Source organism: Mesorhizobium sp. M0106 (genome assembly GCF_040322715.1).
Lineage (GTDB): Bacteria > Pseudomonadota > Alphaproteobacteria > Rhizobiales > Rhizobiaceae > Mesorhizobium.
On the sequence record NZ_JAMYUA010000005.1, the window covers coordinates 58,461 to 82,567 of the forward strand.

Annotated in this window: 22 protein-coding genes; 13 read left to right on the top strand and 9 right to left on the bottom strand. The window is 62.1% G+C overall.

Annotated features, from left to right (window positions below; all coding sequences use genetic code 11):
* Nucleotides 1-14: 14 nt before the first annotated feature.
* Together NKJ55_RS07080 and NKJ55_RS07085 are read left to right on the top strand one after the other, a co-directional pair.
* Nucleotides 15-554 carry a hypothetical protein gene (locus NKJ55_RS07080; protein WP_352449431.1) on the top strand — a complete coding sequence of 180 codons (540 nt, stop codon included), beginning with the start codon at nt 15-17 and terminating at the stop codon, nt 552-554.
* Between the two features lie 27 nt (nt 555-581).
* The gene (locus NKJ55_RS07085) at nt 582-1,001 is read left to right on the top strand and encodes an MAPEG family protein (RefSeq protein WP_352449276.1); all 420 of its coding nucleotides are present in this window, start codon (nt 582-584) and stop codon (nt 999-1,001) included.
* An 11-nt stretch (nt 1,002-1,012) separates the two neighbouring features.
* Here the strand turns inward: NKJ55_RS07085 and rnd are convergent, their stop codons facing one another.
* Both rnd and NKJ55_RS07095 read right to left on the bottom strand, forming a co-directional pair.
* The gene (rnd, locus tag NKJ55_RS07090; protein WP_023674454.1) at nt 1,013-2,164 is read right to left on the bottom strand and encodes a ribonuclease D; all 1,152 of its coding nucleotides are present in this window, start codon (nt 2,162-2,164) and stop codon (nt 1,013-1,015) included.
* A gap of 73 nt (nt 2,165-2,237) precedes the next feature.
* A complete protein-coding gene (locus NKJ55_RS07095; protein WP_023674455.1) occupies nt 2,238-3,485 on the bottom strand; it encodes an MFS transporter in 1,248 nt (415 codons plus the stop codon).
* Between the two features lie 257 nt (nt 3,486-3,742).
* Here NKJ55_RS07095 and NKJ55_RS07100 point away from each other — a divergent pair, with 257 nt between their 5' ends.
* The 4 genes from NKJ55_RS07100 (at nt 3,743) to aspS (ending at nt 8,780) form a co-directional block, all read left to right on the top strand.
* Complete coding sequence (locus NKJ55_RS07100; protein WP_352449277.1) at nt 3,743-5,011, top strand: ABC transporter substrate-binding protein; 1,269 nt, start codon at nt 3,743-3,745, stop codon at nt 5,009-5,011.
* Nucleotides 5,012-5,079: 68 nt separating this feature from the next.
* Nucleotides 5,080-5,952: a carbohydrate ABC transporter permease gene (locus tag NKJ55_RS07105; protein ID WP_352449432.1), complete on the top strand. Its 873-nt coding sequence runs from the start codon at nt 5,080-5,082 to the stop codon at nt 5,950-5,952.
* A gap of 19 nt (nt 5,953-5,971) precedes the next feature.
* Nucleotides 5,972-6,796: a carbohydrate ABC transporter permease gene (locus NKJ55_RS07110; protein ID WP_352449433.1), complete on the top strand. Its 825-nt coding sequence runs from the start codon at nt 5,972-5,974 to the stop codon at nt 6,794-6,796.
* Nucleotides 6,797-6,989: 193 nt separating this feature from the next.
* Nucleotides 6,990-8,780 (top strand): aspartate--tRNA ligase, encoded by a 1,791-nt coding sequence (gene aspS / locus NKJ55_RS07115; RefSeq protein ID WP_352449434.1) that lies wholly within the window; start codon nt 6,990-6,992, stop codon nt 8,778-8,780.
* An 80-nt stretch (nt 8,781-8,860) separates the two neighbouring features.
* On the opposite strand, the gene NKJ55_RS07120 is transcribed toward aspS, so the two are convergent.
* The gene (locus tag NKJ55_RS07120; protein ID WP_352449278.1) at nt 8,861-10,075 is read right to left on the bottom strand and encodes an aq_1923 C-terminal domain; all 1,215 of its coding nucleotides are present in this window, start codon (nt 10,073-10,075) and stop codon (nt 8,861-8,863) included.
* Nucleotides 10,076-10,446: 371 nt separating this feature from the next.
* Between NKJ55_RS07120 and parC the strand changes: the two genes are divergently transcribed.
* Entirely contained in the window at nt 10,447-12,699 is a 2,253-nt protein-coding gene (parC, locus tag NKJ55_RS07125; RefSeq protein WP_352449279.1) for a DNA topoisomerase IV subunit A, read from the top strand.
* 250 nt (nt 12,700-12,949) lie between these two features.
* On the top strand, nt 12,950-14,170 hold the full coding sequence (locus NKJ55_RS07130; protein ID WP_352449280.1) for an AI-2E family transporter: 1,221 nt from the start codon (nt 12,950-12,952) through the stop codon (nt 14,168-14,170).
* Here NKJ55_RS07130 and NKJ55_RS07135 read toward each other — a convergent pair.
* The 3 genes from NKJ55_RS07135 to NKJ55_RS07145 all read right to left on the bottom strand — a co-directional run bounded on the left by NKJ55_RS07135 (nt 14,158) and on the right by NKJ55_RS07145 (nt 16,549).
* On the bottom strand, nt 14,158-15,054 hold the full coding sequence (locus NKJ55_RS07135) for a DMT family transporter (protein ID WP_023674463.1): 897 nt from the start codon (nt 15,052-15,054) through the stop codon (nt 14,158-14,160). The two genes, NKJ55_RS07130 and NKJ55_RS07135, sit on opposite strands and share 13 nt — an antisense overlap.
* 121 nt (nt 15,055-15,175) lie before the next feature.
* A complete protein-coding gene (locus tag NKJ55_RS07140) occupies nt 15,176-15,940 on the bottom strand; it encodes an arginyltransferase (protein WP_023717252.1) in 765 nt (254 codons plus the stop codon).
* 138 nt (nt 15,941-16,078) lie between these two features.
* Nucleotides 16,079-16,549 carry an RDD family protein gene (locus tag NKJ55_RS07145; RefSeq protein WP_352449281.1) on the bottom strand — a complete coding sequence of 157 codons (471 nt, stop codon included), beginning with the start codon at nt 16,547-16,549 and terminating at the stop codon, nt 16,079-16,081.
* A gap of 211 nt (nt 16,550-16,760) precedes the next feature.
* On the opposite strand from NKJ55_RS07145, the gene sthA reads away from it, so the two are divergent.
* From sthA to NKJ55_RS07160, 3 genes are all read left to right on the top strand, one after another.
* Nucleotides 16,761-18,149, top strand: a complete 1,389-nt coding sequence (gene sthA, locus NKJ55_RS07150) for a Si-specific NAD(P)(+) transhydrogenase (RefSeq protein WP_352449282.1) — start codon at nt 16,761-16,763, stop codon at nt 18,147-18,149.
* Nucleotides 18,150-18,298: 149 nt separating this feature from the next.
* Nucleotides 18,299-19,507: an MFS transporter gene (locus tag NKJ55_RS07155; RefSeq protein WP_023674467.1), complete on the top strand. Its 1,209-nt coding sequence runs from the start codon at nt 18,299-18,301 to the stop codon at nt 19,505-19,507.
* 72 nt (nt 19,508-19,579) lie between these two features.
* Entirely contained in the window at nt 19,580-19,957 is a 378-nt protein-coding gene (locus NKJ55_RS07160) for a VOC family protein (protein ID WP_352449283.1), read from the top strand.
* A gap of 46 nt (nt 19,958-20,003) precedes the next feature.
* Here NKJ55_RS07160 and NKJ55_RS07165 read toward each other — a convergent pair whose 3' ends face one another.
* On the bottom strand, nt 20,004-20,660 hold the full coding sequence (locus tag NKJ55_RS07165; RefSeq protein ID WP_352449284.1) for an alpha/beta hydrolase: 657 nt from the start codon (nt 20,658-20,660) through the stop codon (nt 20,004-20,006).
* Between the two features lie 216 nt (nt 20,661-20,876).
* Here NKJ55_RS07165 and NKJ55_RS07170 point away from each other — a divergent pair, with 216 nt between their 5' ends.
* On the top strand, nt 20,877-22,052 hold the full coding sequence (locus tag NKJ55_RS07170; RefSeq protein WP_352449285.1) for an OpgC family protein: 1,176 nt from the start codon (nt 20,877-20,879) through the stop codon (nt 22,050-22,052).
* A gap of 22 nt (nt 22,053-22,074) precedes the next feature.
* Here the strand turns inward: NKJ55_RS07170 and NKJ55_RS07175 are convergent, their stop codons facing one another.
* Nucleotides 22,075-23,154 (bottom strand): LacI family DNA-binding transcriptional regulator, encoded by a 1,080-nt coding sequence (locus tag NKJ55_RS07175; RefSeq protein ID WP_352449286.1) that lies wholly within the window; start codon nt 23,152-23,154, stop codon nt 22,075-22,077.
* A 371-nt stretch (nt 23,155-23,525) separates the two neighbouring features.
* Between NKJ55_RS07175 and NKJ55_RS07180 the strand changes: the two genes are divergently transcribed.
* Nucleotides 23,526-23,669, top strand: coding sequence for a hypothetical protein (locus NKJ55_RS07180; RefSeq protein WP_352449287.1), 144 nt, complete (start codon nt 23,526-23,528; stop codon nt 23,667-23,669).
* A 26-nt stretch (nt 23,670-23,695) separates the two neighbouring features.
* On the opposite strand, the gene NKJ55_RS07185 is transcribed toward NKJ55_RS07180, so the two are convergent.
* A complete protein-coding gene (locus NKJ55_RS07185) occupies nt 23,696-24,064 on the bottom strand; it encodes a DUF423 domain-containing protein (RefSeq protein ID WP_352449288.1) in 369 nt (122 codons plus the stop codon).
* Between the last annotated feature and the right edge of the window lie 43 nt (nt 24,065-24,107).

Below are 24,107 nucleotides of genomic sequence, written 5' to 3' on the forward strand. Positions count from 1 at the left end.
GCAATCTGGCGGCAATGATCCTGCGGCTGTCCCGCCACGCGGCTGCACTCTGTGTCGCCACCGTGGCGGTTTTCATCATCATGACGGCGATGGAGTTCCTCTATTTTCGTCGATTGAGCGCCGGTCTGCCGTCGCTCGACATGCGCTATACCGGTTTCACCCCGGATGAGGGCATGGCCTGGCTAACAGCCCTCGGCCGGCGCGGCAGCGAAATTATTCTCGTCTGGCATTACCTGACCTTCGACCTGCTTTTTCCGGCGCTGCTATCGCTGACGATGATCAGCCTGATCCTGGCCACGGGCCGGCGGCTGAAGAATTTCCGTGCACTGCCTGCGCAAACCCAGTCGATATTCGCGGTTGTGCTGGTGCTGCCCTACCTGCTTACCGACTATGCCCAGAATATCGCCGTGGCTCGTCTTTTGTCCGATTTTCTGTCGGCCAATCCGGATTCGCTATCCTTCGCCTCGGCGCTGATCGTCACCAAATTCGCCCTACTGGCGATACCAGTGACCGTCACTGCGGCTTTCACTCTGATGGCTCAGAGACGGCCTTGAAGGCTGGGTGACAACGAAAGGGGCGTCTTGAACCAGACCGCGATCTTCTGGCCGATGCTGGCGCAGGTGCTGCTGGTCTATATCGTCCATATCATAATGGGCCGGCGCCGCTATGGTGCGGTCAGATCGGGCGAAGCCAAGACCGGTCAGTTCAAGACGCGCTCGACGGAGCCTGGTTCCACCGTCACCGTCGCCGACAATCTGAGCAACCAGTTCGAACTGCCGGTGCTTTTCTACGTCTTATGCTTGACGCTGCACGTGACCAATGGCGTCAATTACCTGACCTTGGCACTGATGTGGATCTTTGTCGTCTCCCGCTATTTTCACGCATCGGTCCACTTGACCAGCAATCGGCTAATCCTGCGCAGCAGGGCATTCTACCTGGGCGCGGTAGTTCTCGCACTTGGCTGGATATGGGTGGCGCTGCATCTGCTCGGCTTGGTCTGAGCAGATCAAGGCTACAAATCGAACACAGCGATCTTGCGCTTGTCGAACCTGATGGCGAGTTCACCGCGCACCAGCTTGAGCGCGGCCTCGCCGAAGACGGCGCGCCGCCAGCCTTGCAATGCCGGCACGTCGGCTTCCTCGCCCTCGGCAGCGATGCGGTCGATGTCGTCACTGGAGGCGAGTACCTTGGATGCGACGCCCTCCTTTTCGGCAACGATCCGCAGCAGCACCTTCAGCAACTCCGCCGCAGCGCTCGACCCCTCCGGCGGCTGGAAGCTCTTCGGCAGCTTCGGCATCTCTTCCCTGGGCAGGGCAAGGGCAGCGTTTACCGCGCCAAGCAGTGCCGTCGCCGTCGACGAGCGCTCCCAGCCCTTCGGCGTGGTACGCAGCTTGCTCAGCGCCGCAGCGTCGCGCGGCGCCTGCTGCGCCACTTCGTAGATCGCATCGTCCTTGAGCACCCGGCCGCGCGGCACGTCGCGCTCGCGCGCTTCGCGTTCGCGCCAGGCGGCCACCGCCTGCACGATCGCCAGTTCCTGCGGCTTGCGCAGCCGCATCTTGAGCCGCTTCCAGGCATCCTCGGGATGCGGATCGTAGGTCTCGCGCGAGGTCAGCACGTCCATCTCCTCGTTCAGCCAGTGGGCGCGGTTTTCCCGCACCAGCTCGGCGCTGAGATGCTTGTAGACCTCGATCAGGTGGGTGACGTCGGCGAGCGCGTAGTCGAGCTGCTTTTCGGACAGCGGACGGTGGCGCCAGTCGGTGAAGCGCGAGGACTTGTCGAGCCGCGCTCCGGTGATGCGCTGCACCAGCTGGTCGTAGGAGACGCTGTCGCCGAAGCCGCAGACCATTGCCGCGACCTGGGTGTCGAACACCGGATGCGGCACCAGATCGCCGAGATGCACGATGATTTCGATGTCCTGGCGCGCCGCATGGAAGACTTTGACGATCGCCTCGTTGGCCATCAGCCTGAAGAACGGTTTCAGGTCGATGTCGGGCGACAGCGGATCGATCAGCGCGGTCACCCCGGGCGCTGCCATCTGGATCAGGCACAGGATCGGCCAGAAGGTCGTTTCGCGAATGAATTCGGTATCGACGGTGACGAATTCCGCCTTTTCGAAAGCGGCAATAGCGGTCTCGAGTTCTTTCTGGGTGGTGATGACGTGCATCAAATCGCTTTTGGCAAGGGATAGGGTCTCTTTCAATTTCAGCCGCGCGCGCTTTCGTCAAGCGCAAGCACCTCTATCCAGGCTTTGCGGGTTCATCGGGATCGGCATTCCGCTTCGCCAACCGGGCAAAAACCGTCGAGGTGCGCAACAGCGCCGTAAAACGGCTGCGATGGGTCGCCGGCACGGCGGAGCGCGCCTGCATCCGGTAAAGGATGACGGCCACGAAGATCGCATAGACGGTGGCGCTGAACACGAACAGCGCGCTCGGCCCGAAAAATTGCATCACCGTCGAGGCTGCGAACGGCCCGCCGATGGCGCCGAAGGAATAAAACAGCATCAAGGCAGCGTTGATCAGCACGAACTCGCCCTTGTCGGCGCGGTCGTTGGAATGCGCCGCTGACAACGAATAGAGCGGCATGGCGAAGCAGCCGAAGATGAAGACGAGCAGGAAGTTGAGAAACGGGCTGCCGCCTGCCACGAATGCCAGCGCCAGTGCCGCCACCATCGCACAGCACGTCGTCATCAGCAGCACCGAGCGCCGGTCCCAGCGGTCGGAGAGATAGCCAAGCGGGTATTGGATGATGGCGCCGCCGAAAATGCCGACGCTGACGAAGGTGACGACGTCGGCGACCGACATGCCGATCTGCTCGGCATAGACCGGCGACAGGGTGCGGAAGGCGCTGTTTGTGACGCCGACGGCGATACAGCCGAAGCAGCCGAGCGGCGAGATCCGCCAGACGCGCGCCAAATCGAGCTTGACGTCTTCCGGTGGCGTCGGATTGGAGCGGTCGCCGAGCGAAACCGGCACCAGCGAAACGGTGATCATCATCGACATGATGGCGAAGATGGCAAAGCCGCCGGCGCCAAAGATCGGGATCAGGAACTGGGCGCCCGTCACCGAGCCGATGTCGACCATCCGGTAGATGGCAAGCACCCGCGCCCGGTCAGTGTTGGTGACGCCGGAATTCAGCCAGGCTTCCATGATGGTGAACAGGCCGGCAAAGCAGAACCCGCCGGCAAAGCGCACGGCGCACCACATCACCGGATCGATGACCAGCACCAGAAGCAGCGTTCCCGCCGAGGCGATCGCCGCGAGTGCCGAAAAGGCGCGCACATGGCCGACGGACTTCATGATGCGGGTCACGGCAAGGCAGCCGAGCAGGAAGCCGGCGAAATAGAACGTGCCCATCAGGCCGATCGAGGAAGCGGGAAAACCTTCCTGCGCACCACGCAGCGCAATCAACGTGCTCTGCAGGCCGTTGCCGCCGAGCAGGATGCCGGCGGCGATCAGGAGGGGGATCAGCGGGCGGATGGAAGACATGAAGGAAAGCCTGTCGTTGATCCCTTCTTGAACCATCGCCTTCGCCAATGCCAGCGGCAATTCCCGGCGGCGTTGGGGCCAGCCGGGGGCTACCGCGTGGCGCCGGACCCTCCGTGTTGGGAACCAAGGCGTATCTTTGTAGTTCAGTGCTGGTGGGCGAATACGCGTCTTGTGAGCTGCCGGTGTGCGGAGACGGTGTCAGGCATCGACGTCGTTTCTGCTGCCCGGCCTGAAGCTCCAAAGGGAGGTCCGCCATCATGAAATTTTATTCCGCATTTGCGGCATTTGCCGTGGCCGCAGTTCTGGCGGCCGGGCCGGCGCGGGCTGTCGACCTCGCCATGGTGTCCGGAGATACCGGCAACGGCCAGAGAATCCTTCGCGAGATCCTCGATCAATACGAGAAGAAGACCGGCAACAAGGTTAGCGTCGTTCCGCTGCCTCCCTCGGCGACGGACCAGTTTGGCCAATACCGGCTCTGGCTTGCCGCCGGAAGCAGCGACGTCGACGTCTATCAAACGGACATCATCTGGGCCCCCCAGCTTGCAAGGCAGTTCATCGACCTGACCGAAGCGACCAAGGATGTCGTTGGCGCCCATTTCCCATCGATCATCAAATCGCAGACCGTGTACGGCAAGCTCGTCGCCTTGCCGATATTCACCGACGCTCCGGCGCTCTACTACCGCAAGGATCTCCTCGACAAATACGGCGCCAGGGTCCCGGCCAGCTGGGCTGAACTTGCCGATACCGCCAAGCTTGTCATGGACAAGGAGCGCGCGGCCGGCAACAAGGACATGTGGGGTTTCGTTTTCCAGGGCAACGCCTATGAGGGGCTGACCTGCGATGCACTCGAATGGGTGAAGTCGAACGGCGGCGGCCAGATTATCGAGCCGGACGGCACGATCTCCATCAACAATCCGCAAGCAGCTGCGGCGCTGGAAATGGCGAGGAGCTGGGTGGGAACCATCTCGCCGCCCGGCGTTCTGGCCTACCAGGAAGAAGAGTCGCGCGGAGTCTGGCAGACCGGCAACGCCGTCTTCATGCGCAACTGGCCCTACGCCTACGCGCTTGGCAACAGCGAAAGCTCCCCCATCAAAGGCAAGTTCAAGGTGACCACGCTGCCGCCGGGGTCGGGTGAGGGCGCGCGCCCGGCAGCAACGCTTGGCGGCTGGAATCTCGCGGTTTCCAAATATTCGAAGGACCCGGATGCAGCGATCGAGCTGGTCAAATGGATCGCCTCGCCTCAGATGCAGAAGTACCGCGCCTTGAAGGGGGCATATCTGCCGACCATCCAGGCACTCTATGACGATGCCGACATCGCCAGCGCCCAGCCGGTGATTCCGCGCTGGAAGGAAGTCGTCCTCAACGCGGTGCCGCGTCCCTCGGCCCAGGCCAAGACAAGGTACAATGAGGCATCGAGCGAGTTCTGGACGGCCGTCCACAACACCATTTCCGGCGAGGGCACAGCCGCCGACAACCTTGCCGATCTGGAGTTCTCCTTGACCAGGCTCAAGGGCACCGCCTGGTGACCTCGCCGCGCTCAGTCTCGCTGCTGGCGCGTCAGCGTGTGCGCTCGGCATGGCTGCTGCTTGCTCCGATGCTCATCGTCCTCGCCGCCGTTGCCGGCTGGCCGTTGATGCGCACGATCTATTTCGGCTTCACCGATGCCTCGCTCGCCGACCTCGAAGCCCGCCGCTGGGTGGGCTTCGCCAACTATTTCTCCGTCCTGCAAATGCCGAGCGGCCGCGTCGTCTATGACGGGCTGCTCGCCGATCCGGTCTGGTGGCGCGCCGTCTGGAACACGGTGCGCTTCGCGGTGATTTCGGTGACCTGCGAGACGGTGCTCGGCATGATCGTCGCGCTGGTGCTCAACGCCAAGTTTCGCGGCCGCGGCATCGTGCGCGCCGCGATCCTCATCCCTTGGGCGATCCCGACGATCGTCTCGGCGAAAATGTGGCAGTGGATGCTCAACGACCAGTTCGGCATCATCAACGACGTCCTGCTCAAGCTCGGCCTGATCAGCACCAAGATCGCCTGGACGGCCAGCGCCGACACGGCGATGGTCGCCGTCCTTGTTGTCGACATCTGGAAGGCGACCCCCTTCATGGCGCTTCTCATTCTCGCCGGCCTCCAGATGCTTCCACAAGAAATCTACGAGGTCGCCAAGCTCGACGGCGTCGGCGCGTGGAGAATTTTCTGGAAGATCACCTTGCCGCTCATCCGACCGGCGTTGATGGTAGCCATGATCTTTCGCGGTCTCGATGCCCTGCGCATCTTCGATCTGATCTACGTGCTTACGCCAAACAACATACACACCAAATCGATGTCGGTGTTTGCCCGCGAGAGCCTGTTTGAGTTCGACAAGTTCGCTTCCGGTTCCGCCGCCTCGACGCTTCTCTTCCTTATCCTCGCTCTGCTGACCATGCTCGTTCTTTGGCTCGGCCGGATAAGACTGGACAAGGACTATTGATCATGTGGGACTGCTGACAATGTGGATCGTCAAGCGCACGGCTTTCTACCTCCTCGTCGCCGTTATCGTCGTCGTCGCGGTGTTCCCGTTCTACTACGCCATCATCACCAGCCTGAAATCGGGGACGGCGCTCTTCCAGATCGACTATTGGCCGAAGACGATTACCTTCAGCAACTACAGGACCGTGTTCACCGAGGGGACCTTCCTGCGCAACCTCGTGAACTCGCTGTTCATCTCGAGCGCCGTTGTCGTCATTTCGCTGTTCCTCGGCGTCACCGCCGCCTATGCGCTGGCGCGCATCCGCTTTCGCGGCCGCTCGGCTCTGCTCCTCACTATCCTGTCCGTTTCGATGTTCCCGCAATTGGCGGTGCTTGCCGGTCTTTTCGAGCTGATCCGCACCTTCGGCCTCTACAATTCGCCGTTCGCGCTGATCTTGTCCTACATGATCTTCTCCTTGCCGTTCACCGTCTGGGTGCTCACCGCCTTCGTTCGCGACCTGCCGATCGAGCTGGAGGAAGCGGCGATCCTCGATGGCGCCACGCCCTGGATCATCATCAGCCGCGTCTTCCTGCCGCTGATGTGGCCGGCGCTGGCGACCACCGGGCTTCTCGCCTTCATCGGTGCTTGGAACGAGTTCCTGTTCGCCCTGACGTTTACTTCCAGCAACGAGCAGCGAACCGTGCCGGTGGCGATCGCGCTGCTCTCCGGCAGCTCGCAGTTCGAGATCCCGTGGGGCAACATCATGGCCGCATCGGTGATCGTCACCGTGCCGCTCGTCATCCTTGTCCTGATCTTCCAACGCAAGATCATCTCCGGCCTCACCGCGGGCGGGGTCAAGGGATGAGTGCATAGTTGAACTGCCGGCACAGAGCAGCGAACCCAGATTGACGCCTCGAGCATAAATTGATGCCGGTGGGACTCGACCCGGCTGCCGCTTGCCTTGACAAATGCACCCTCTCATGTGCTTTTCGCGCAAATTTTCAGGCTGGGCCATCATGCCTTGGCCGCAACCCAACATCCGGACTTTAAGAATGACAATGCATCGTTACCGCAGCCATACCTGTGCCCAATTGAGGAAGGCCGACGTCGGCTCGACCGTACGCCTGTCGGGCTGGGTGCATCGCGTGCGCGACCATGGCGGCCTGCTGTTCATCGATTTGCGCGACCATTACGGCCTGACGCAGATCGTCGCCGATCCGGATTCGCCGGCCTTCAAGATTGCCGAGACCTTGCGCGGCGAATGGGTCGTCCGCGTCGACGGCGAGGTCAAGGCGCGCCTCGCCGACACCGTGAACCCTAATTTGCCGACCGGCGAGATCGAGATTTTCGCCCGCGAGATCGAGGTGCTGTCGGCGGCCAAGGAATTGCCGCTGCCGGTCTTCGGCGAGCCGGATTATCCAGAGGACATCCGCCTCAAATACCGCTTCCTCGACCTGCGCCGCGACACGCTGCACAAGAATATCGTCGCGCGGACGAAAATCATCGCCGAGATGCGCAAGCTGATGGGCGAGGTCGGCTTCACGGAATTCTCGACGCCGATCCTGACCGCCTCGTCGCCGGAAGGGGCGCGCGACTTTCTGGTGCCGTCGCGCATCCACCCCGGCACTTTCTATGCGCTGCCGCAGGCACCGCAGATATATAAGCAGCTGATCATGGTGTCCGGCTTCGACCGCTACTTCCAGATTGCGCCCTGCTTCCGCGACGAGGACCCGCGCGCCGACCGTCTGCCGGGTGAATTCTACCAGCTCGACGTGGAGATGAGCTTCGTCGAGCAGGAGGATGTGTTCAGCACCATGGAGCCGGTGATGCGGGGGGTGTTCGAGACCTTTGCCGCCGGCAAGCCGGTGACGGAGAAGTTTCCGCGCATCGCCTATGATGTCGCCATGCGCAAATACGGCACCGACAAGCCGGACCTGCGCAACCCGATCGAGATGCAGGCCGTCTCGGATCATTTTCGCGACTCTGGCTTCAAGGTATTTGCCAACATCCTTGCCAACGATCCGAAGGCCGAGGTCTGGGCCATTCCGGCCAAGACCGGCGGGTCTCGCGCCTTCTGCGACCGCATGAACTCATGGGCGCAAGGCGAGGGCCAGCCCGGCCTCGGCTACATCTTCTGGCGCAAGGAGGGCGAGAAGCTTGAAGGCGCCGGGCCGCTGGCCAAGAACATCGGCGAGGAGCGCACCGACGCGATCCGACAACAACTCGGCCTTGCCGATGGCGATGCCGCCTTCTTCGTCGCCGGCGATCCGAAGAAATTCGTCTCCTTCGCGGGAGCGGCGCGCACCCGCGCCGGCGAGGAGCTCAATCTTGTCGACCGCGACCGCTTCGAATTGTGCTGGATCGTCGACTTCCCGTTCTTCGAATGGAACGAGGAGGAGAAGAAGATCGATTTCGCGCACAATCCTTTCTCGATGCCGCAAGGCGGCATCGATGCGCTTAACGGCGAGGATCTGCTCGGCATCAAGGCGTTCCAGTACGACATGGTCTGTAACGGTTTCGAGATCGCCTCCGGCGGCATCCGCAACCATCTGCCCGAAACCATGGTCAAGGCCTTCGAAACCGTCGGGCTGGACCGCGCGACCATCGAAGAGCGCTTCGGCGGCCTTTATCGCGCCTTCCAGTATGGCGCGCCGCCGCATGGCGGCATGGCAGCCGGCATCGACCGCGTCGTCATGCTTCTGGTCGGCGCGAGGAACCTGCGCGAAGTGACCATGTTTCCGATGAACCAGCAGGCCTACGACCTGTTGATGAACGCGCCGTCGGAAGCCAGCCCGCAGCAGCTTCGCGAATTGTCGCTGCGCGTGGTGGCGACGAAGAAAGAGGATTAGAAAACGCTCCGAACCGGTGCTGTTGATTCATAAAGAAGCCCGGCATCGCTGCCGGGCTTTTTGCTTGAAGCCTGTCTCGATCAGTCTTCGTTTGCTGTAACCGTCACGCCAAGCGTTTTCGGCAGGTCGAGCGGGTTGGACATGGCGCCCGCCATGATCAGCGCGAACGGCACCGCTGCCGGCGGCTCGGCCGAGACCTCGATGCTTTGCGGGTCGTCGAGGAATTTGTTGACCGCGGCCGAAACCTGCGCGGTCAGTTCCGGATTGTTGAGCTGCGCCATGCCGAAGGGCACGATCGCCTTGGCCTGGTTGGCGATGTCCTTGCCGGACATGCCTTGCTGCTTGCCGGCATAATCGAGCACCTTTTTGGTCAGCGAATCGTCGTCGAAGCGGATCGAGGCGCTGTTGAACGAAAGCTGCTGCAGCAGCCCGAGCATGGCCATGCCTTGCGCCGAATTGTCCGCGCCTTCGGGCTGCGCTGCCATCTTCTTCTGCATCTCCTGCAGTGATTTGATGACGTCCAGCGTGTAGCCGCCGAGATCGAAGGTCATGCCGAGCGTGCCAGCATTGTCGACCGATATTTCGTATTTCGACAAGTCCATCCTGCCGTCGGTAGGCTGCCAGGTGCCTTCCATCTCAAGATTGCCTGATATGTTCTGGTAGCCGAGCGCGTTGATGACTTCCTTGGACTTCGGATCTTCGACCAGGGTCAGGTCGGCAGCGAATTTTTCCGTAGTGCCGGAAAACGCCATGGCCTTGCCGTCGGCCGGCGGCGTGATTGCGATGGCAAGCCCGTCCATCGAGAAAGCAGTTTTGTCAGCCACTTTGACTGTCATGTTGTCGAGCTCGGCCGATTTGTACATCATCAGCGAGCCCAGCGGACCGGTTGCGCCTTCGGCCGGAACCGTCATGTCGTGGATGACGAAGGGGCTGAGATTGAGCGTGACGCCATCTTCGCTGTGTTCGAACGGCGACGTCGATACGGTCGCGATTTGATAGCCGCCATTGGCTTCGGTCACACCTTCGAGCTTGACGTCGCCGATCTTGAGCGCCTCCTTTTCGGCCGCCGGTTTGACCGCTACGCCTTGCAGAACCATGCTGGAGGTGTCGCCGGTTACTCCGGTCCAGGAGAGGTCGACACCCTGGGCGGCGAGGGCAGCCTTCAGCCGGTCGGCGACCGCGGTATCCTGCGCGAACGCCGCATTCAGCGGCAGCGTCAGCAAAAAGGTCGAAAAAGCCAGTCTCTTAATAAATGTCGAGTGTCTGTTAATAAGTGTCGAGTGTCTGATCGTCATCGAGAGCTCCCCTGAGAATGTCCTGAAATTCTTTTCAAATCGTCGCGTCGTCACCATTCGGTGACGAACTGGACCGGAAAAAGGCGGGCCTCGGCACAATGGTCGAAAATCGCGGCCAAAGGCAAACCCGATCCATCAGCCTTGCGATAGAAGCAGGATGTAACCGATTGATGTTGGCCGGCGTCGCGACGCTTCCAATTCCTGTTGCATAATGGATGTCGCGCAAAAATGTGCAACGGTTTTGCGATAACGACATGCATCAAAACAAGGGCCTAAAGCGTCGCATGGGCCGGTCGAACGCGATGCGCTTTAGGAGCACGCATACCTGTGTGCCTCTTGCCGCGAATCACCCGCTCGGCTAGTGCCAGCCCATGGGAAAAAGGCTTTTGCCGCCTGAAACTGGCGGCGGCGATAATATTGAGCCGGTCGATCTGAAGAAGGCGCTGGAAGAGCGCTATCTCGCCTACGCGCTGTCGACCATCATGCACCGGGCACTGCCAGACGTGCGCGACGGGCTGAAGCCGGTGCATCGTCGCATCATGCATGCCATGCGCCTGTTGCGGCTTAACCCCGACCAGGGCTTTGCCAAATGCGCCCGCATTGTCGGCGAGGTGATGGGCAAATTCCATCCGCATGGCGACCAGTCGATCTACGACGCGTTGGTGCGGTTGGCGCAGGATTTTTCGATGCGCTACCCGCTGGTCGACGGGCAGGGCAATTTCGGCAATATCGACGGCGATAACGCCGCCGCCATGCGCTACACCGAAGCGCGCATGACCGAAGTGTCGACGCTGCTGCTGGAAGGCATCACCGAGGACGCCGTCGATTTCCGCCCGACCTACAACGAGGAAGACGAGGAGCCGGCCGTGCTGCCCGGCGCCTTCCCGAACCTGCTCGCCAACGGCTCGTCCGGCATCGCCGTCGGCATGGCGACCTCGATCCCGCCGCACAATGCGGCCGAGCTCTGCGACGCCGCGCTTCACCTGATTGATCATCCGGATGCGCCCGTCACCAAGCTGATGGATTTCGTGCAAGGTCCGGATTTCCCGACCGGCGGCATCATCGTCGACAGCCGAGCCTCGATCCTCGAAGCCTACGAAACGGGTCGCGGCGGCTTTCGCGTCAGGGCGAAATGGAGCCAGGAGGACCAGGGCAGGGGCACCTGGAACATAGTCGTCACCGAAATCCCTTACGGCGTCCAGAAGGCCAGGCTGATCGAAAAGATCGCCGAGCTCTTGATGGCGCGCAAGCTGCCGCTGCTCGAGGATATCCGCGACGAGAGCGCCGAGGACATCCGCGTCGTGCTGGTGCCGAAGAGCCGCTCGGTCGATCCCGGCATCATGATGGAATCGCTGTTCAAGCTGACCGAGCTCGAAAGCCGCTTTCCGCTCAACATGAACGTGTTGTCGCGCGGCAAGGTGCCGAACGTGCTGTCGCTGAAAGGTGTGCTCAAGGAATGGCTGGAGCACCGCCGCGACGTCCTGATCCGCCGCTCCAAGCACCGCCTCGGCGAGATCGAAAGGCGGCTGGAGATCCTCGCCGGCTATTTGATCGCCTACCTCAACATCGACGAGGTGATCAGGATCATCCGCGAGGAGGACGAGCCCAAGCAGGTGATGATGGCGCGCTGGTCACTGACCGACACCCAGGCTGAAGCCATCCTCAACATGCGGCTGAGGGCGCTGCGCAAGCTCGAGGAATTCGAAATCCGCGAGGAATTCAATGGCCTGACCGGCGAGAAGAAGCAGATCGAGGCACTGCTTGCGTCCGACGCCAAGCAGTGGGCGACGATCAAGTGGGAAGTCGCCAACGTTCGCCAGAAATACGGGCCCGACACCGAGATCGGCAAGCGCCGCACCGAGTTCGCCGACGCACCCGAGCATGACCTGACCGATATCGCCCACGCCATGATCGAGCGCGAGCCGGTCACCGTGGTCGTTTCGGAAAAGGGCTGGCTGAGGGCCATGAAAGGTCATCTGACCGACCATTCGGCCCTGACCTTCAAGGAAGGCGACAGCCTCAAGCTCGCCTTCCACGCCCAGACGACCGACAAGGTGCTGGTCTTCACCACCGGCGGCAAGTTCTACACGATCGGCGCCGACCGGCTGCCGGGTGGGCGTGGCCATGGCGAGCCGATCCGCATCATCGTCGACATGGACAACGACCAGGATATCGTCACCGCCTTCGTCCATGATCCCAAGCGCAAGCTGCTGCTGGTGTCGCATGACGGCAACGGTTTCATCGTGCCGGAAGAAGAAGTCGTCGCCAACACCCGCAAGGGCAAGCAGGTGATGAACGTCAAGGCGCCCGACGAAGCCCAGCGCTGCGTGAGCGTCGCCGGCGATCATCTCGCCATTGTCGGCGAGAACCGCAAGATGCTGGTATTCCCGCTGGCCGAGATCCCGGAGATGGGGCGCGGCAAGGGCGTGCGCCTGCAGAAATACAAGGATGGCGGCGTCCTCGACCTCAAGACCTTCACGCTCGCAAGCGGCCTGTCCTGGCAGGATTCGGCAGACCGCACCTTCACCAAATCGCGTGACGAGCTTGCCGAATGGATCGGCGCCCGCGCCTCGGCCGGCCGCATGGTGCCGAAGGGTTTCCCGAGGACTGGCAAGTTCGGGTGAAGCGGTAATCTCCCCCCTTGAGGGGGAGATGTCGCCGAAGGCGACAGAGGGGGTCGGAACGTCCAGACGCGACCCTTATCGCAGACAGAGGAGACTGGCGTCTCACGCGCGGCGACCCCCTCTGGCCTGCCGGCCATCTCCCCCTCAAGGGGGGAGATTAGCAGCTCCACCCAAACATTTGGAATGTCGTCACGATTGCTGCACTATATCAGGGCATAAGCGATACGATGGGCCAGGGAGAGGTAGCCGCTTGAAGGAAGTCAGGATCCAGAAGCCGGAGCGGCAGCAGCGTCTGTTTGGCCTGTCGACGCCGCTCAGGGCCGCTGTCATTCCGCCGCTGTCGGCGGCGCGCTGGCTCCTGGTGCTGATCGTTGCCGCCGGCGTTTATTTCTTCCACGGCTTCCTGTTTCCGGTTCTTGCCGCCCTGGTTATCGCCTTCGCCAGCTGGCCGCTCTATCGGCGGCTGCTCGCCGGCGTCGGCGGCAACCGCACCATCGCTGCGACGCTTGCGATCTTGTTCATCCTGACCTTCCTGGTGGTGCCGATCGCGCTTGCCGGCACCTACGCCATCAATGAGGTGCGCGAGTGGGTCAACTGGGCGATCGAGACCAACCGCTACGGTGCGCCGACGCCGCACTGGATCGCCACCATGCCGGTGGTGGGCGAATGGCTCAATGAACAATGGACGGTCAACGTTGGCCACCCCGGCGGTATCGGCGAACTGATCCAGCTGATCAGTGGCGCCAATATCGGCAGCATCTATCGCGGCGTGCTTGCCGCCGGCGGCAGCGCCTTCGGCCTTTTGCTGACGCTGCTATTCATGATGATCGCGCTGTTCTTCGCCTATCGCGACGGCGAGCATTTCGCCGGACAGGTCGATCGCCTCGGCGAACGCATCCTGCCGGCCAGATGGGAACGGATCTCACGCGTGGTGCCTGCGACAATCTCCTCGACGGTGACCGGCATGACCGTTATCGCCATCGGCGAAGGGCTGGTGCTGGGTATCGCTTACTGGTTGGCCGGCGTGCCGTCGCCGGTGACGCTCGGCGCGCTGACCGGCATCATGGCGCTGATCCCCGGCGGCGCGCCGCTGTCCTTCACGCTGGTCTCGATCTATCTCGCCGCCAGCGGCTCGCCGATGGCGGGGCTGGCGCTGTTCGTCTGGGGCGCGGTCGAACTCTTCATCGTCGACAAGACATTGCGCCCGAAGCTGGTCGGCGGGCCGATAAAGCTGCCCTTCCTGCCAACCTTTTTCGGCCTGATTGGCGGCGTCAAGACAATGGGCTTTCTCGGCCTGTTCATCGGCCCGGTGCTGATGGCCCTGCTGGTCGCAATCTGGCGCGAATGGCTGCGCGAAGTGGAACTGACCGATGAGCTCGCTGCCGCCGAACCGGCGGAGCACGATGACGCACCGCCGCAGATCGAAATTGTCGCCGGACGCGCCGCCGCGAAAAAGAATCAGGCCGGGTGACTGACGGCGAACGTGGCGCGGCGCTTGCGCCCCTCGTGCAACTGCCAGAGCGAATGGCCGATCAAGGTCATGATGAGGATCGCGCCGCCGATCAGGCTGTTGCGCGACGGTGTTTCGGCGAAGATCATCCACACCCAGACCGGCGCCAGCACGGTTTCAAGCAGGTAGAACATCGCCACCTCCGGCCCGGAAATGTATTTCGGGCCGTTGGCGAGGCAGAAGAACGAGATCGGCATGATGACGGCACCGTTGAAGACGATCCACCATGGCGCGTTGACGTGAAAACCCACCTTGGAAACCATCAGGGTGGCGACGGCCAGCGGCAGGACCACTCCGATCAGCGCCGTGAAACCCATATCCTTGCCGCTGGCGCGCGAGATGGTGATGGCCGCGGCGATCATGAAAGCCGAGCATAGCGCCATCAGGTCGCCGAAGAGATGTCCGGTTCCAACGGAATCGCCGACAATGATCGTCACGCCGACGATCATCAGTGCCAGCGCTGCAAGCGTCAGGGGCCGTGGCCTCTCCTTCAGGAACAGCCATGACAAAAGGGCCGCGAACATGGTTGTGAACGCCAGGATGAAAACGAGGTTGGCTGTCGAGGTATTGTAGACACCGGTGATGAAGGCGATCGAGCCGAGCCCGTAGAGGCCGGCAACGATGAGCCCTGACCAGCCCGGCACAAGCTGCGGTGCCTTTGCGCTCAGCGAGCGCCAGGCGGCCCAGATGATAAGCGTGGCGACGAAGGTCGTGCCGGTGCGCAACAGCAGGATCGTCCACGCCTCGCCGTCGGCGAGCCGGATCAGCGGAATGTCGACGGTCAGCGTCAGCCCGCCGATGGCGGTGATCAGAAGGCCTCTCTGGTGGTCGTTGTGGGAAGACATGCGGCAATTCTCGCGTAGGCTTGGAGGCGCAAAATTGACCGCCCGGTTTTCCAGCCGATCGGCCGGAAGCCCAGCGGCATCCTCCTCGAAACAATTTAAGAGTGAATACCGAAAGCGAAGATCAGCGCGAAACCGCTTCGTGATTGTAGCGTTCCCAGCCTTTCGGGCCGAGATGCTCCTGCGGCTGGAAGCGCATCTTATAATTCATCTTGCGCGAGCCGTTGACCCAGTAACCCAGGTAGACATGGGGCAGGCCCATCGCCCTGGCGCGGGCGATGTGGTCGAGGATCATGAAGGTGCCGAGCGAACGGTCCTCGAAGTCCGGGTTGAAATAGGAATAGACCATCGACAGGCCATCGGCCATCTTGTCGGTAAGCGCCACGGCGATCAGCTCGCCCTGGCCCTTGCCGGTGATGAAGCTGTCAGGTCCGCGGCGACGGTATTCGATGACCTTGGTGTCGACGTGGGTATCCTCGACCATCATGGCGTAGTCGAGCACGGTCATGTCTGACATGCCGCCACGGCGGTGGCGGGCGTCGAGATAGCTGCGGAACAGCGAATACTGCTCGGTGGAGGGCTCGGCGTCGTGCATGGCGCCGACCAGATCCGAATTATGCTGTATGACCCGTTTCATGTTGCGGCTGGCGGTGAATTCCTGCGCCAGGATGCGCACCGACACACAGGCGCGGCAGGTCTCGCAGGCCGGCCTGTAGGCGATGTTCTGCGACCGCCTGAAACCGCCCTGCGTCAACAGATCGTTCATCTCGGGGGCCTTGTCGCCGACCAGGTGTGTGAACACCTTGCGCTCGAACTGGCCCTCGAGATAGGGACATGGCGAGGGCGCGGTCAGAAAGAACTGCGGCGACTGGGTCGGGTGCTGCGTCATCGAGCCTTGGAAACACTCCTGCGAATCGCTCTACCTTTGGCGCGGACGCCGAAAAATTCAACAGGATTGTGAAAGCCTGGTTGATTGGACGTCTTCACATTTGTGCGCAAAGGCTGCGGCCGCGCTTCAAAAGTCTGCTCAGCGGCCGCTGCGGCTGACAACGGTGCCGAGCAGCAGGTCGTGCAGCGTGCGCTTGCGGTCGGAAAACAGGCTCACCAGCAGGACCAGCGGCGAAAGGATGACATTGCCGGCCCAAAACAGCACCGAATGCACGACGGCGGTCAGCCCGTCGATGCGGCTGCCGTCGAGTCGGTCGAGCCGGATGCCCATCATCTTCATGCCGGTGGTGGCTTGGTCTTTACTGCCGAGCGTGTTCCAGATGTAGAGAATGGCGACGGCCGGCACGAGAATGGAAAACAGCATCCAGCCGAGGCCGAGCGTCAACAGCCCGAACAGGAACACCAGGATCGCGAATGGAATGGTGAGCAGCGCGACGATGAAATAATCGATGACGAAAGCGAGAATGCGCCGCGTGCGCACGCCCTCGTAAGAGCGAACATCTTCGAGCCTGCTGGTGATGATTTCGCCATCGAGAACGCGAGCGTTCATGTCATTTCCTCGTAATCGAACCCGAGTTAAGCACGGGGCCACTTCTTGGTGAAATGGTGAATGTTCGCGGCGGAATCAAGATCGAGCCTTTGGCCGCCGTGTAGATGGCGACGGAGCGCCTGGGGCCGTCTGACTTGTTGAATTCATGGCGCGGATAGCGTTAGTTTGCTGCGGCGCAACAAAGCGCGCCGAGCCGAGGGGACGGGGCGACATGGACTACGACATGCTGGTCATCGGCAGCGGCCCATCCGGGCGCCGCGCTGCGGTGCAGTCGGCCAAGCTCGGCAAGTCGGTGCTGGTGGTCGACAGAGGCCGGCGTTTCGGCGGCGTTTCGGTGCATACCGGGACCATACCGTCGAAGACGTTGCGCGAGACGGTGCTCAACCTCTCCGGCTGGCGTGAGCGCGGCTTTTATGGACGCGGCTACCGCGTCAAGCAGGACATTTCGGTAGGCGATCTGATCGAGCGCCTGCACAAGACGCTCGACCATGAGGTCGAGGTGCTGCAGCACCAGTTCATGCGCAACACGGTCAAGAGTGCGCGCGCCGCGGTAAAATTCCTCGGCCCCAACAAGGTCAGCCTGACCACCGACACCGGCGACTACAGCGAGGTTGGCTTCGCCCATGCGCTGATCGCGGTCGGCACCCGGCCGCACCGGCCGCACGACGTGCCGTTCGACAAGACACGGATTTTCGACAGCGATGAGATGCTGGAGCTCGACCGCCTGCCGCGCACGCTGACGGTGATCGGCGCCGGTGTTATCGGTGTCGAGTATGCGACGATCTTTTCGGCGCTCGACGTGCCGGTGACGCTGGTCGAGCCGCGCAATACGATGTTGGATTTCGTCGATCGCGAGATCGTCGACGACTTCATCCATCAGATGCGCGACCGCGGCATGACCATCCGCTTGGGCAGCGCCGTCAAGGAGATCGCCTCGAAACCCGATTACGCCGAGGTGACGCTGGCCGACGGTCGCACCATACGTTCCGAGATTGTGCTTTATGCTGCGGGGCGTACCGGCAATGTCGGCAGCCTGGGCTTGGAAACGGTCGGCATCGAGTCCGATTCCAGAGGCCGCATCAAGGTCGATCCACAGACCTTCCAGACCAGCGCGTCCAACATCTATGCCGCCGGCGACGTCATCGGTTTTCCGAGCCTGGCCTCGACCTCGATGGAGCAGGGCAGGGTGGCCGCCTGCCATGCCTTCGGCGTGCCCTTGCCGCCGCCGCCCGAAACCTTTCCCTACGGCATCTACGCCGTGCCGGAAATCTCCATGGTCGGGCAATCCGAGGAGCAGGTGCGTGAGAGTGGTGCCGCCTACGAGGTCGGCGTGGCGCGGTTCCGCGAGACATCGCGCGGCCACATCATGGGCGTCAACACCGGCTTCCTGAAGCTTCTGTTCTCGATCGAAACACGCCGTCTGCTCGGCGCCCATATTGTCGGCGAGGGCGCGACCGAACTCATCCACATTGGCCAGGCGGTCATCAATCTCGGCGGCACCGTCGACTTCTTCGTCAACAACACCTTCAACTATCCGACGCTGGCGGAAGCCTACAAGATCGCCGGGCTGGACGCCTGGAACCGCATGGGGCGAGGGTAGACCATGATCCTGAATCGAAGGACCGCTTGGGCATCGGTTTTGCTGCGCGGACCTTCGGGATGGGGGCAGGACACTCAGCAGTGGCGCATTGCAACCGACATGGTAGCCGTTGCGTTTCAGCCAAACGGATTGCCGAACAGGGCAAAGCAATGACTGGGCCAGCGCCAAGGAAAACCTTCGCCTGGATTTCCCGAAATACGGTGCTTCTGGCGCTGGCGAGCCTGTTTGCCGACATTTCGACCGAGATGCTTTATCCGATCCTGCCGATCTTCCTAACCCAGACCCTGCACGCAAGCGGGAGCGTCGTCGGTCTGGTCGACGGAATCGCCCAGGCGACGCAGAACATCGTCCAAGGTTTTTCGGGCTGGCTCTCGGACAGGCTTCAGAAGCGGAAACCGATAGCCCTCATTGGCTATTTTCTGGCCTCTATCGCCAAACCGCTGATCGGCGTGGCCACAGTGTGGCCGATGGTCCTGGGCGCGCGGTTTGTGGATCGGCTCGGTGCAGGTTTCCGGTCCGCTCCGCGCGACGCACTCCTTGCTTCGTCCGTGGCCGACGAGCACCGAGGCAAAGCATTCGGCCTAGAAGGCATTGGCGACAATCTGGGAGCGTTTCTGGGGCCACTGCTCGCGGTGCTGCTTCTCATCGCGCTCAAAGTCGATATCCGCTGGATCTTCTATCTCGCGCTCATTCCCGGTCTCCTCGCCTTCCTCATGGTGGTGTTGGTGCACGAGCAGCCACTGGCCGTAGCCGCAAAGGCCAAGATCGACGTCAATCTGCGGCAGTTTCCCAAAGCCTATTGGACCTATCTCTTGGTGACAGCTCTCTTCGGCATCGGCAATTCGAGCAATGCATTTCTGATTCTGCAAACACAGGATATCGGTGCCTCTTTGGAGGCAACCATTCTTATCTACGCAGGCTTCAATCTCGTTGCGGCGCTGATTTCCTACCCGGCCGGCTTTCTATCGGACCGCTTCGGCCGCAAGGGCGTGTTACTGTCGTCCTTCGTCATCTTCCTGATCGCCTATCTCGGCTTCGTCTTGACCCGGAACATCTATCTGATCGGGCTGCTTTTTGCCTTCTACGGGTTCTATCAAGGCATCTTCCGCTCAGTCGGCAAGGCATTCGCCTCGGACTTCGTGCCGCAAGAGCTGCGTGCCAGCGGCATCGGCTGGTACAGCACCACGGTCGGCCTGCTGGAACTCGCGGCAAGCGTTGTCGCCGGACAGCTCTGGGATCGTGTAAGCCATGAGGCGGTGTTCATCTACGGCGCTGTCTTCGCCGTGGTCGGCAGTGCTGGTCTGCTTGCCCTGATTCCCTGGCGAACCGACGGTCATAGTGTGTCGGCGGCGTCGTAGTGCTGCCGGGGCGTTGCCGATGATGAGCAGCCTTTAATAAAACGTTCTACTCAAACTGAAAGGTCCCCGGTCATGACGCCCGTCAGTGTTCGCTATATTGTCGACGATGTCGCCGCTTCCATCGATTTCTACGTGAAGCATCTGGGCTTTGCCATTGAACGGGATGCGCGGCCGGCTTTCTGCTCGGTCACGCGCGGCGATCTGCGGCTTCTGCTGAGCGGGCCGGAGAGCTCGGGCGCACGGGCGATGCCGGATGGCCGCCGGCCGGTGCCGGGAGGGTGGAACCGCATCCTGCTGGTGGTGCCGGATCTGAAGCAAGAGATTGCGCGCCTGAAGGGCGCCGGGCTCGCCTTCCGCAACGATATCATCAACGGCGTCGGCGGCTCGCAGACCCTGCTCGAAGACCCGTCCGGCAATGTGATCGAGCTATTCCAGCCCGCCGCACACTGACATTCGATGGTCGGGTCCGCGTCGTGCGTGCGCTCAATCCGCTCGTTCAGCGGTTGCCTGACCCCGCCAGCCACTGCTTGACGATCTCGGCGTCCGGATCGCCGATTTCATGGCCGGAGGCGACGGTGTGGACCTCGACTTTGGCGCCATGCGAGCTCAGTACAGCGGCCAACACGGGGGCGAAAGGCGCGTAGGTCAGGTCGGCGGCGCCGGCGACGATCAGCGCCCGTGCCTTCGACAGGTCGGCCGGCGGCACCTCGTCGAGCACCGGCATCGGACGCAGCAATGCAGCGCGCTCGATCACGCCCGGATGCAGCAACATGACGCTCGAAACCAGATTGGCGCCGTTCGAATAGCCGAGAAAGGTCGCGTGGCGGAGATCGAGGCTGTGGCGCTTCGCAACGCCGGCGACGAAGGCCGCAAACGCATCTGCCTCCGCGCGGATGCTTGCCTGCTCGAATCGCGTCGGGGTGATTCGCGTGAACCAACGGAACCCGTCCTCCTGAGGGATGCGGCCACGGACCGCAACCAGCGCCGCATGCGGCGCGATTTGCCGGCCAAGCGGCAGCAAGGTCGTCTCGTCGACACCCGATCCATGCAACAGGAACAGCCAGTCACCGGGTAAATTGGCGGATCGATGGAGCCGGTAGAAAAAGCCTGAATTCTCCTGCAAAATACCGTCTTCGAGGCTTTGCTCGGCCATAGTCACATCCTTTTGATTCCGCGTTACTTTCGTTAATTTGCCGGCTTCAAAACGGAATATTTTCAAGCTCCGCGAAAGTTGATTGAACCGGGCGCATTTCAGTCCGTTTCTTTGCCGATATAATCCCCGCGGGGGAGATCGAAGCAGTGTGCGCCGGGTGGTCGCCCGAGGGATCGCATGCCGGGCATGAACAACCAGCTTTAAGGCCTTTTATCGATGACCATGCCAGTTTCGCCGGAACGCGATACGCGTATTGATGTGTTCCGGGCTCTCGCCCTCCTGACCATATTCGTCGACCACGTGCCGGGCACCGTGTTCGAAACCCTGACCTACAAGAATTTCGGGTTTTCAGATGCGGCCGAGGCCTTCGTGCTGATCTCCGGCATGTCCGTCGCTCTCGCCTACGGCACTAAGTTCCAGCCGGGAAACCGGCTGATTGCAACGCTGAAAATGTGGCGCCGCGCCGGCGTGCTCTATGTCACCCACATCGTCACGACGATGGTGGTGATGGCCATCTTCTGCGCCGCGGCGGTGTTTGCGAAACGGCCGGATCTTCTGACGCTGATCAACATCGAGCCGCTCGTCAGGAACCCGCCACAAGTCCTGGTCGGCATCGTCACGCTCGGCCATCAGCTCGGTTACAACAACATACTGCCGGTCTATGCGGCGCTGCTGTTGATGGCGCCGGTCTTCCTGCTGTTCATCAGCTACCTGCCACTGGCGGCGCTCGCAGTATCCGCAGCCCTTTGGCTGATTGCCGGAATCTACCAGATCGCGCCGCCGAACTACCCGGAGCCCGGCTTCTGGTTCCTCAATCCGCTGTCATGGCAATTGCTGTTCAATATCGGCATGGCCAGCGTGTTGCATGTGCGGCGCGGCGGCACCATCCCTGTCAATCGCTGGCTGGTCGGCGCGGCCGCCGCCTATGTGCTGACGGCGCTCGTCTGGGTGCACAGCCCGCTGTGGGGGCATGTGTCGTGGCTCGACCTGCCGGTGGTGCTGACCGGTTTCGACAAGACGTTCCTGTCGTTGCCGCGGCTGCTGCACATCCTGGCGATGAGCTATCTGGTCGTCGCCTTGCCCTTCGTCTCGAACCTGTTCCGCACCGGCCGCGACAATCCGCTCGCCATATTGGGCAAACGCTCGCTGCCGGTTTTCATTGCCGGCACGGTGATTGCCATGGCGGCGCAGGTGATGAAGCTGATCAACCCGGGCGGCTTTGCCTATGACAGTCTGCTGCTCGCCGCCGGCATCGCCATGCAGTTCGCGCTCGCCTTCTATCTGGAATGGCTGTCCGCCATCGGCTGGTCCGGCAAGGGCAAGCCGGTCCGCAACGAGGCGCCGCCTGTCCGTCCATCCTTTGGCATCGGTCCGATGGCGGCCAATCGATAAGATTTGGAGCCGATCTGCCCAGTCAGCCTGTACCTGGCGGCGGTCCGGAAGATGCCCTGACGACAAGTTCGACATCGAGCGTTTCTCGCCGCACCGTGCCGTCGAAGTCGAGGATTCTTCGCGCTGCCCGGCGGCCGATCTCGGCGATCGGCTGGGCGATGGTGGTGAGCGGAGGCTCGCAAATTGCGGCTTCAGGCACGCCGTCGAAGCCGACGACGGAAACATCGCGGGGAACCGCGATGCCCCGTGCGTTGAGCCATTCCAATGCGACCATCGCGATCCGGTCCGACATCGCCAGGATGGCGGTCGGCGGTTCCGCCGAGGCGAAGATGGTTTCGAGACCAGCCCTTGTGCTCGCCTTGTCGTTTTCGGTCTCGTAGACCGGCACTTTGGCGGTGTCGACACCAAACCGGGAAAGCTCTTCGAAATAGCCGAGGAGGCGGTCACGGGTCCCGGTATAGGACGCGGTCCGGACCTGCTCGGGCGAGACAAGACCAGTGCTGTCGTCGGCGAAGGCCAGCGACAACACGGCGAAGCGGCGATGTCCAAGTTCCGCCAGATGACGCGCCGCGAGCCGGCCGCCGGCAGCATTGTCGATACTGATCGCCGAGACCGTGTCGTCCTGCGAGCCGAGCTCGAGCGCGACGAAGGGGAGCTTGCGTTCGCGCGTCAGCTCGACGAGGCGCGGACCGCCCTCGATGCAGAACAGGATGAAGCCGTCGACCAGGGCGCTCTGGATATTCCAGGCAAGTTTTTCCTCGTTGCCGGCCGACACGAGGGCTATTCCCGCGCCGGTGGCGTCGCATGCCTCCGAGATGCCGGCCATCATCACGCGCGCAAAGGGGTCGTCGAAGAAATAGGACAGCGGCTCGGTTGTGGCGACGCCGATCGCATTGACCTTGCCGGCGCGCAGCAGGCGGCCCTTTGGATCGGGGCCGGCGTAGCCCAGCGCGTCGGCCGCCGCCTTCACCCGCTCGCGGACTTCCTCGCGTACGATTTCGGGACGGCTGAAGACATTGGAGGCAGTGCCGTGTGATACGCCCGCGGCCTTGGCGATGTCCGCCAGCCGGATGGGCCTCCTGCCTTCGGTGAGTGATGCCATTTGTTTGTCTCCGGGACTCCGGTCCAACAGTATCGCCGACTACCTAACACCTTCGTTGGATCGATTCAAATTTTTGCTTGACATTTGCGGTGCGATGCGTATTCTTTGAATCGATCCAAGAGCTTTTTTCGTCCCTAGATTGGATCGATACAAGAGGAGAGCGCCATGCACCCCGTCAATTATCTGTTCGAGGACATTTACCGGAACGACTGGAGCATCCGTTCGAGCGCGGAGGCCCGGAAGCGGCGAGACAGGACCGGTCCGTGGATTCGCGACCTGCGTTTCCTCGTAGGACGCAAGCGGAGCTGATCGGTGGCCTATTTTTGTGCCCGCTGATTGGATCGATTCAAAAAACTAGAGGAGATTAAACCATGCACCCGATCCAGCGTCTGTTCGAAGACATCTATCGCAATTATTGGGGCATATCGCCGGCCACCGAACGGCCGGAGCGGCGGCGTGTGGTCAAGACGGCCAAACGCGACGGCCAAGTCCGGCCCGAACGTCGCCAAAACTGACAGAACCGGCGAACGTGGCTGCCACGTCAAGGGCGCGGCCGCACCAGCGCCGAGGCGGCCATCATCAGCCAGCCGCCGATGAGCAACGTGCCGCCGATCGGCGCCGACATCGGGAACAGCCGCGAGCCAAGGAAGTCGCGGGCCAAAAGATCTCCCGAGAACAGCAGAAGCCCGACGAGGAGGATGAGGCTTCCGGTTCGCAGGATGCTATTGCCACCGAGCAGCCCGACGGTAAGGAAGACCGGCGCATGCAAGAGCAGGAAGGATGCGGCCGTACCGACGAAAGCGCCGCCGAGATGTGCCGCCGCCGCCGAAAGCGCCACGCCGGTTGCGCCGCATAGGCCGCCGGCAAGAACCAGAATGCGGCCGCCTGCCGCGTGTTCATCTGTGCTCATTTCCACGCCTCCGCGATTCCTGGCGACCGCCTGAGATAGTGCC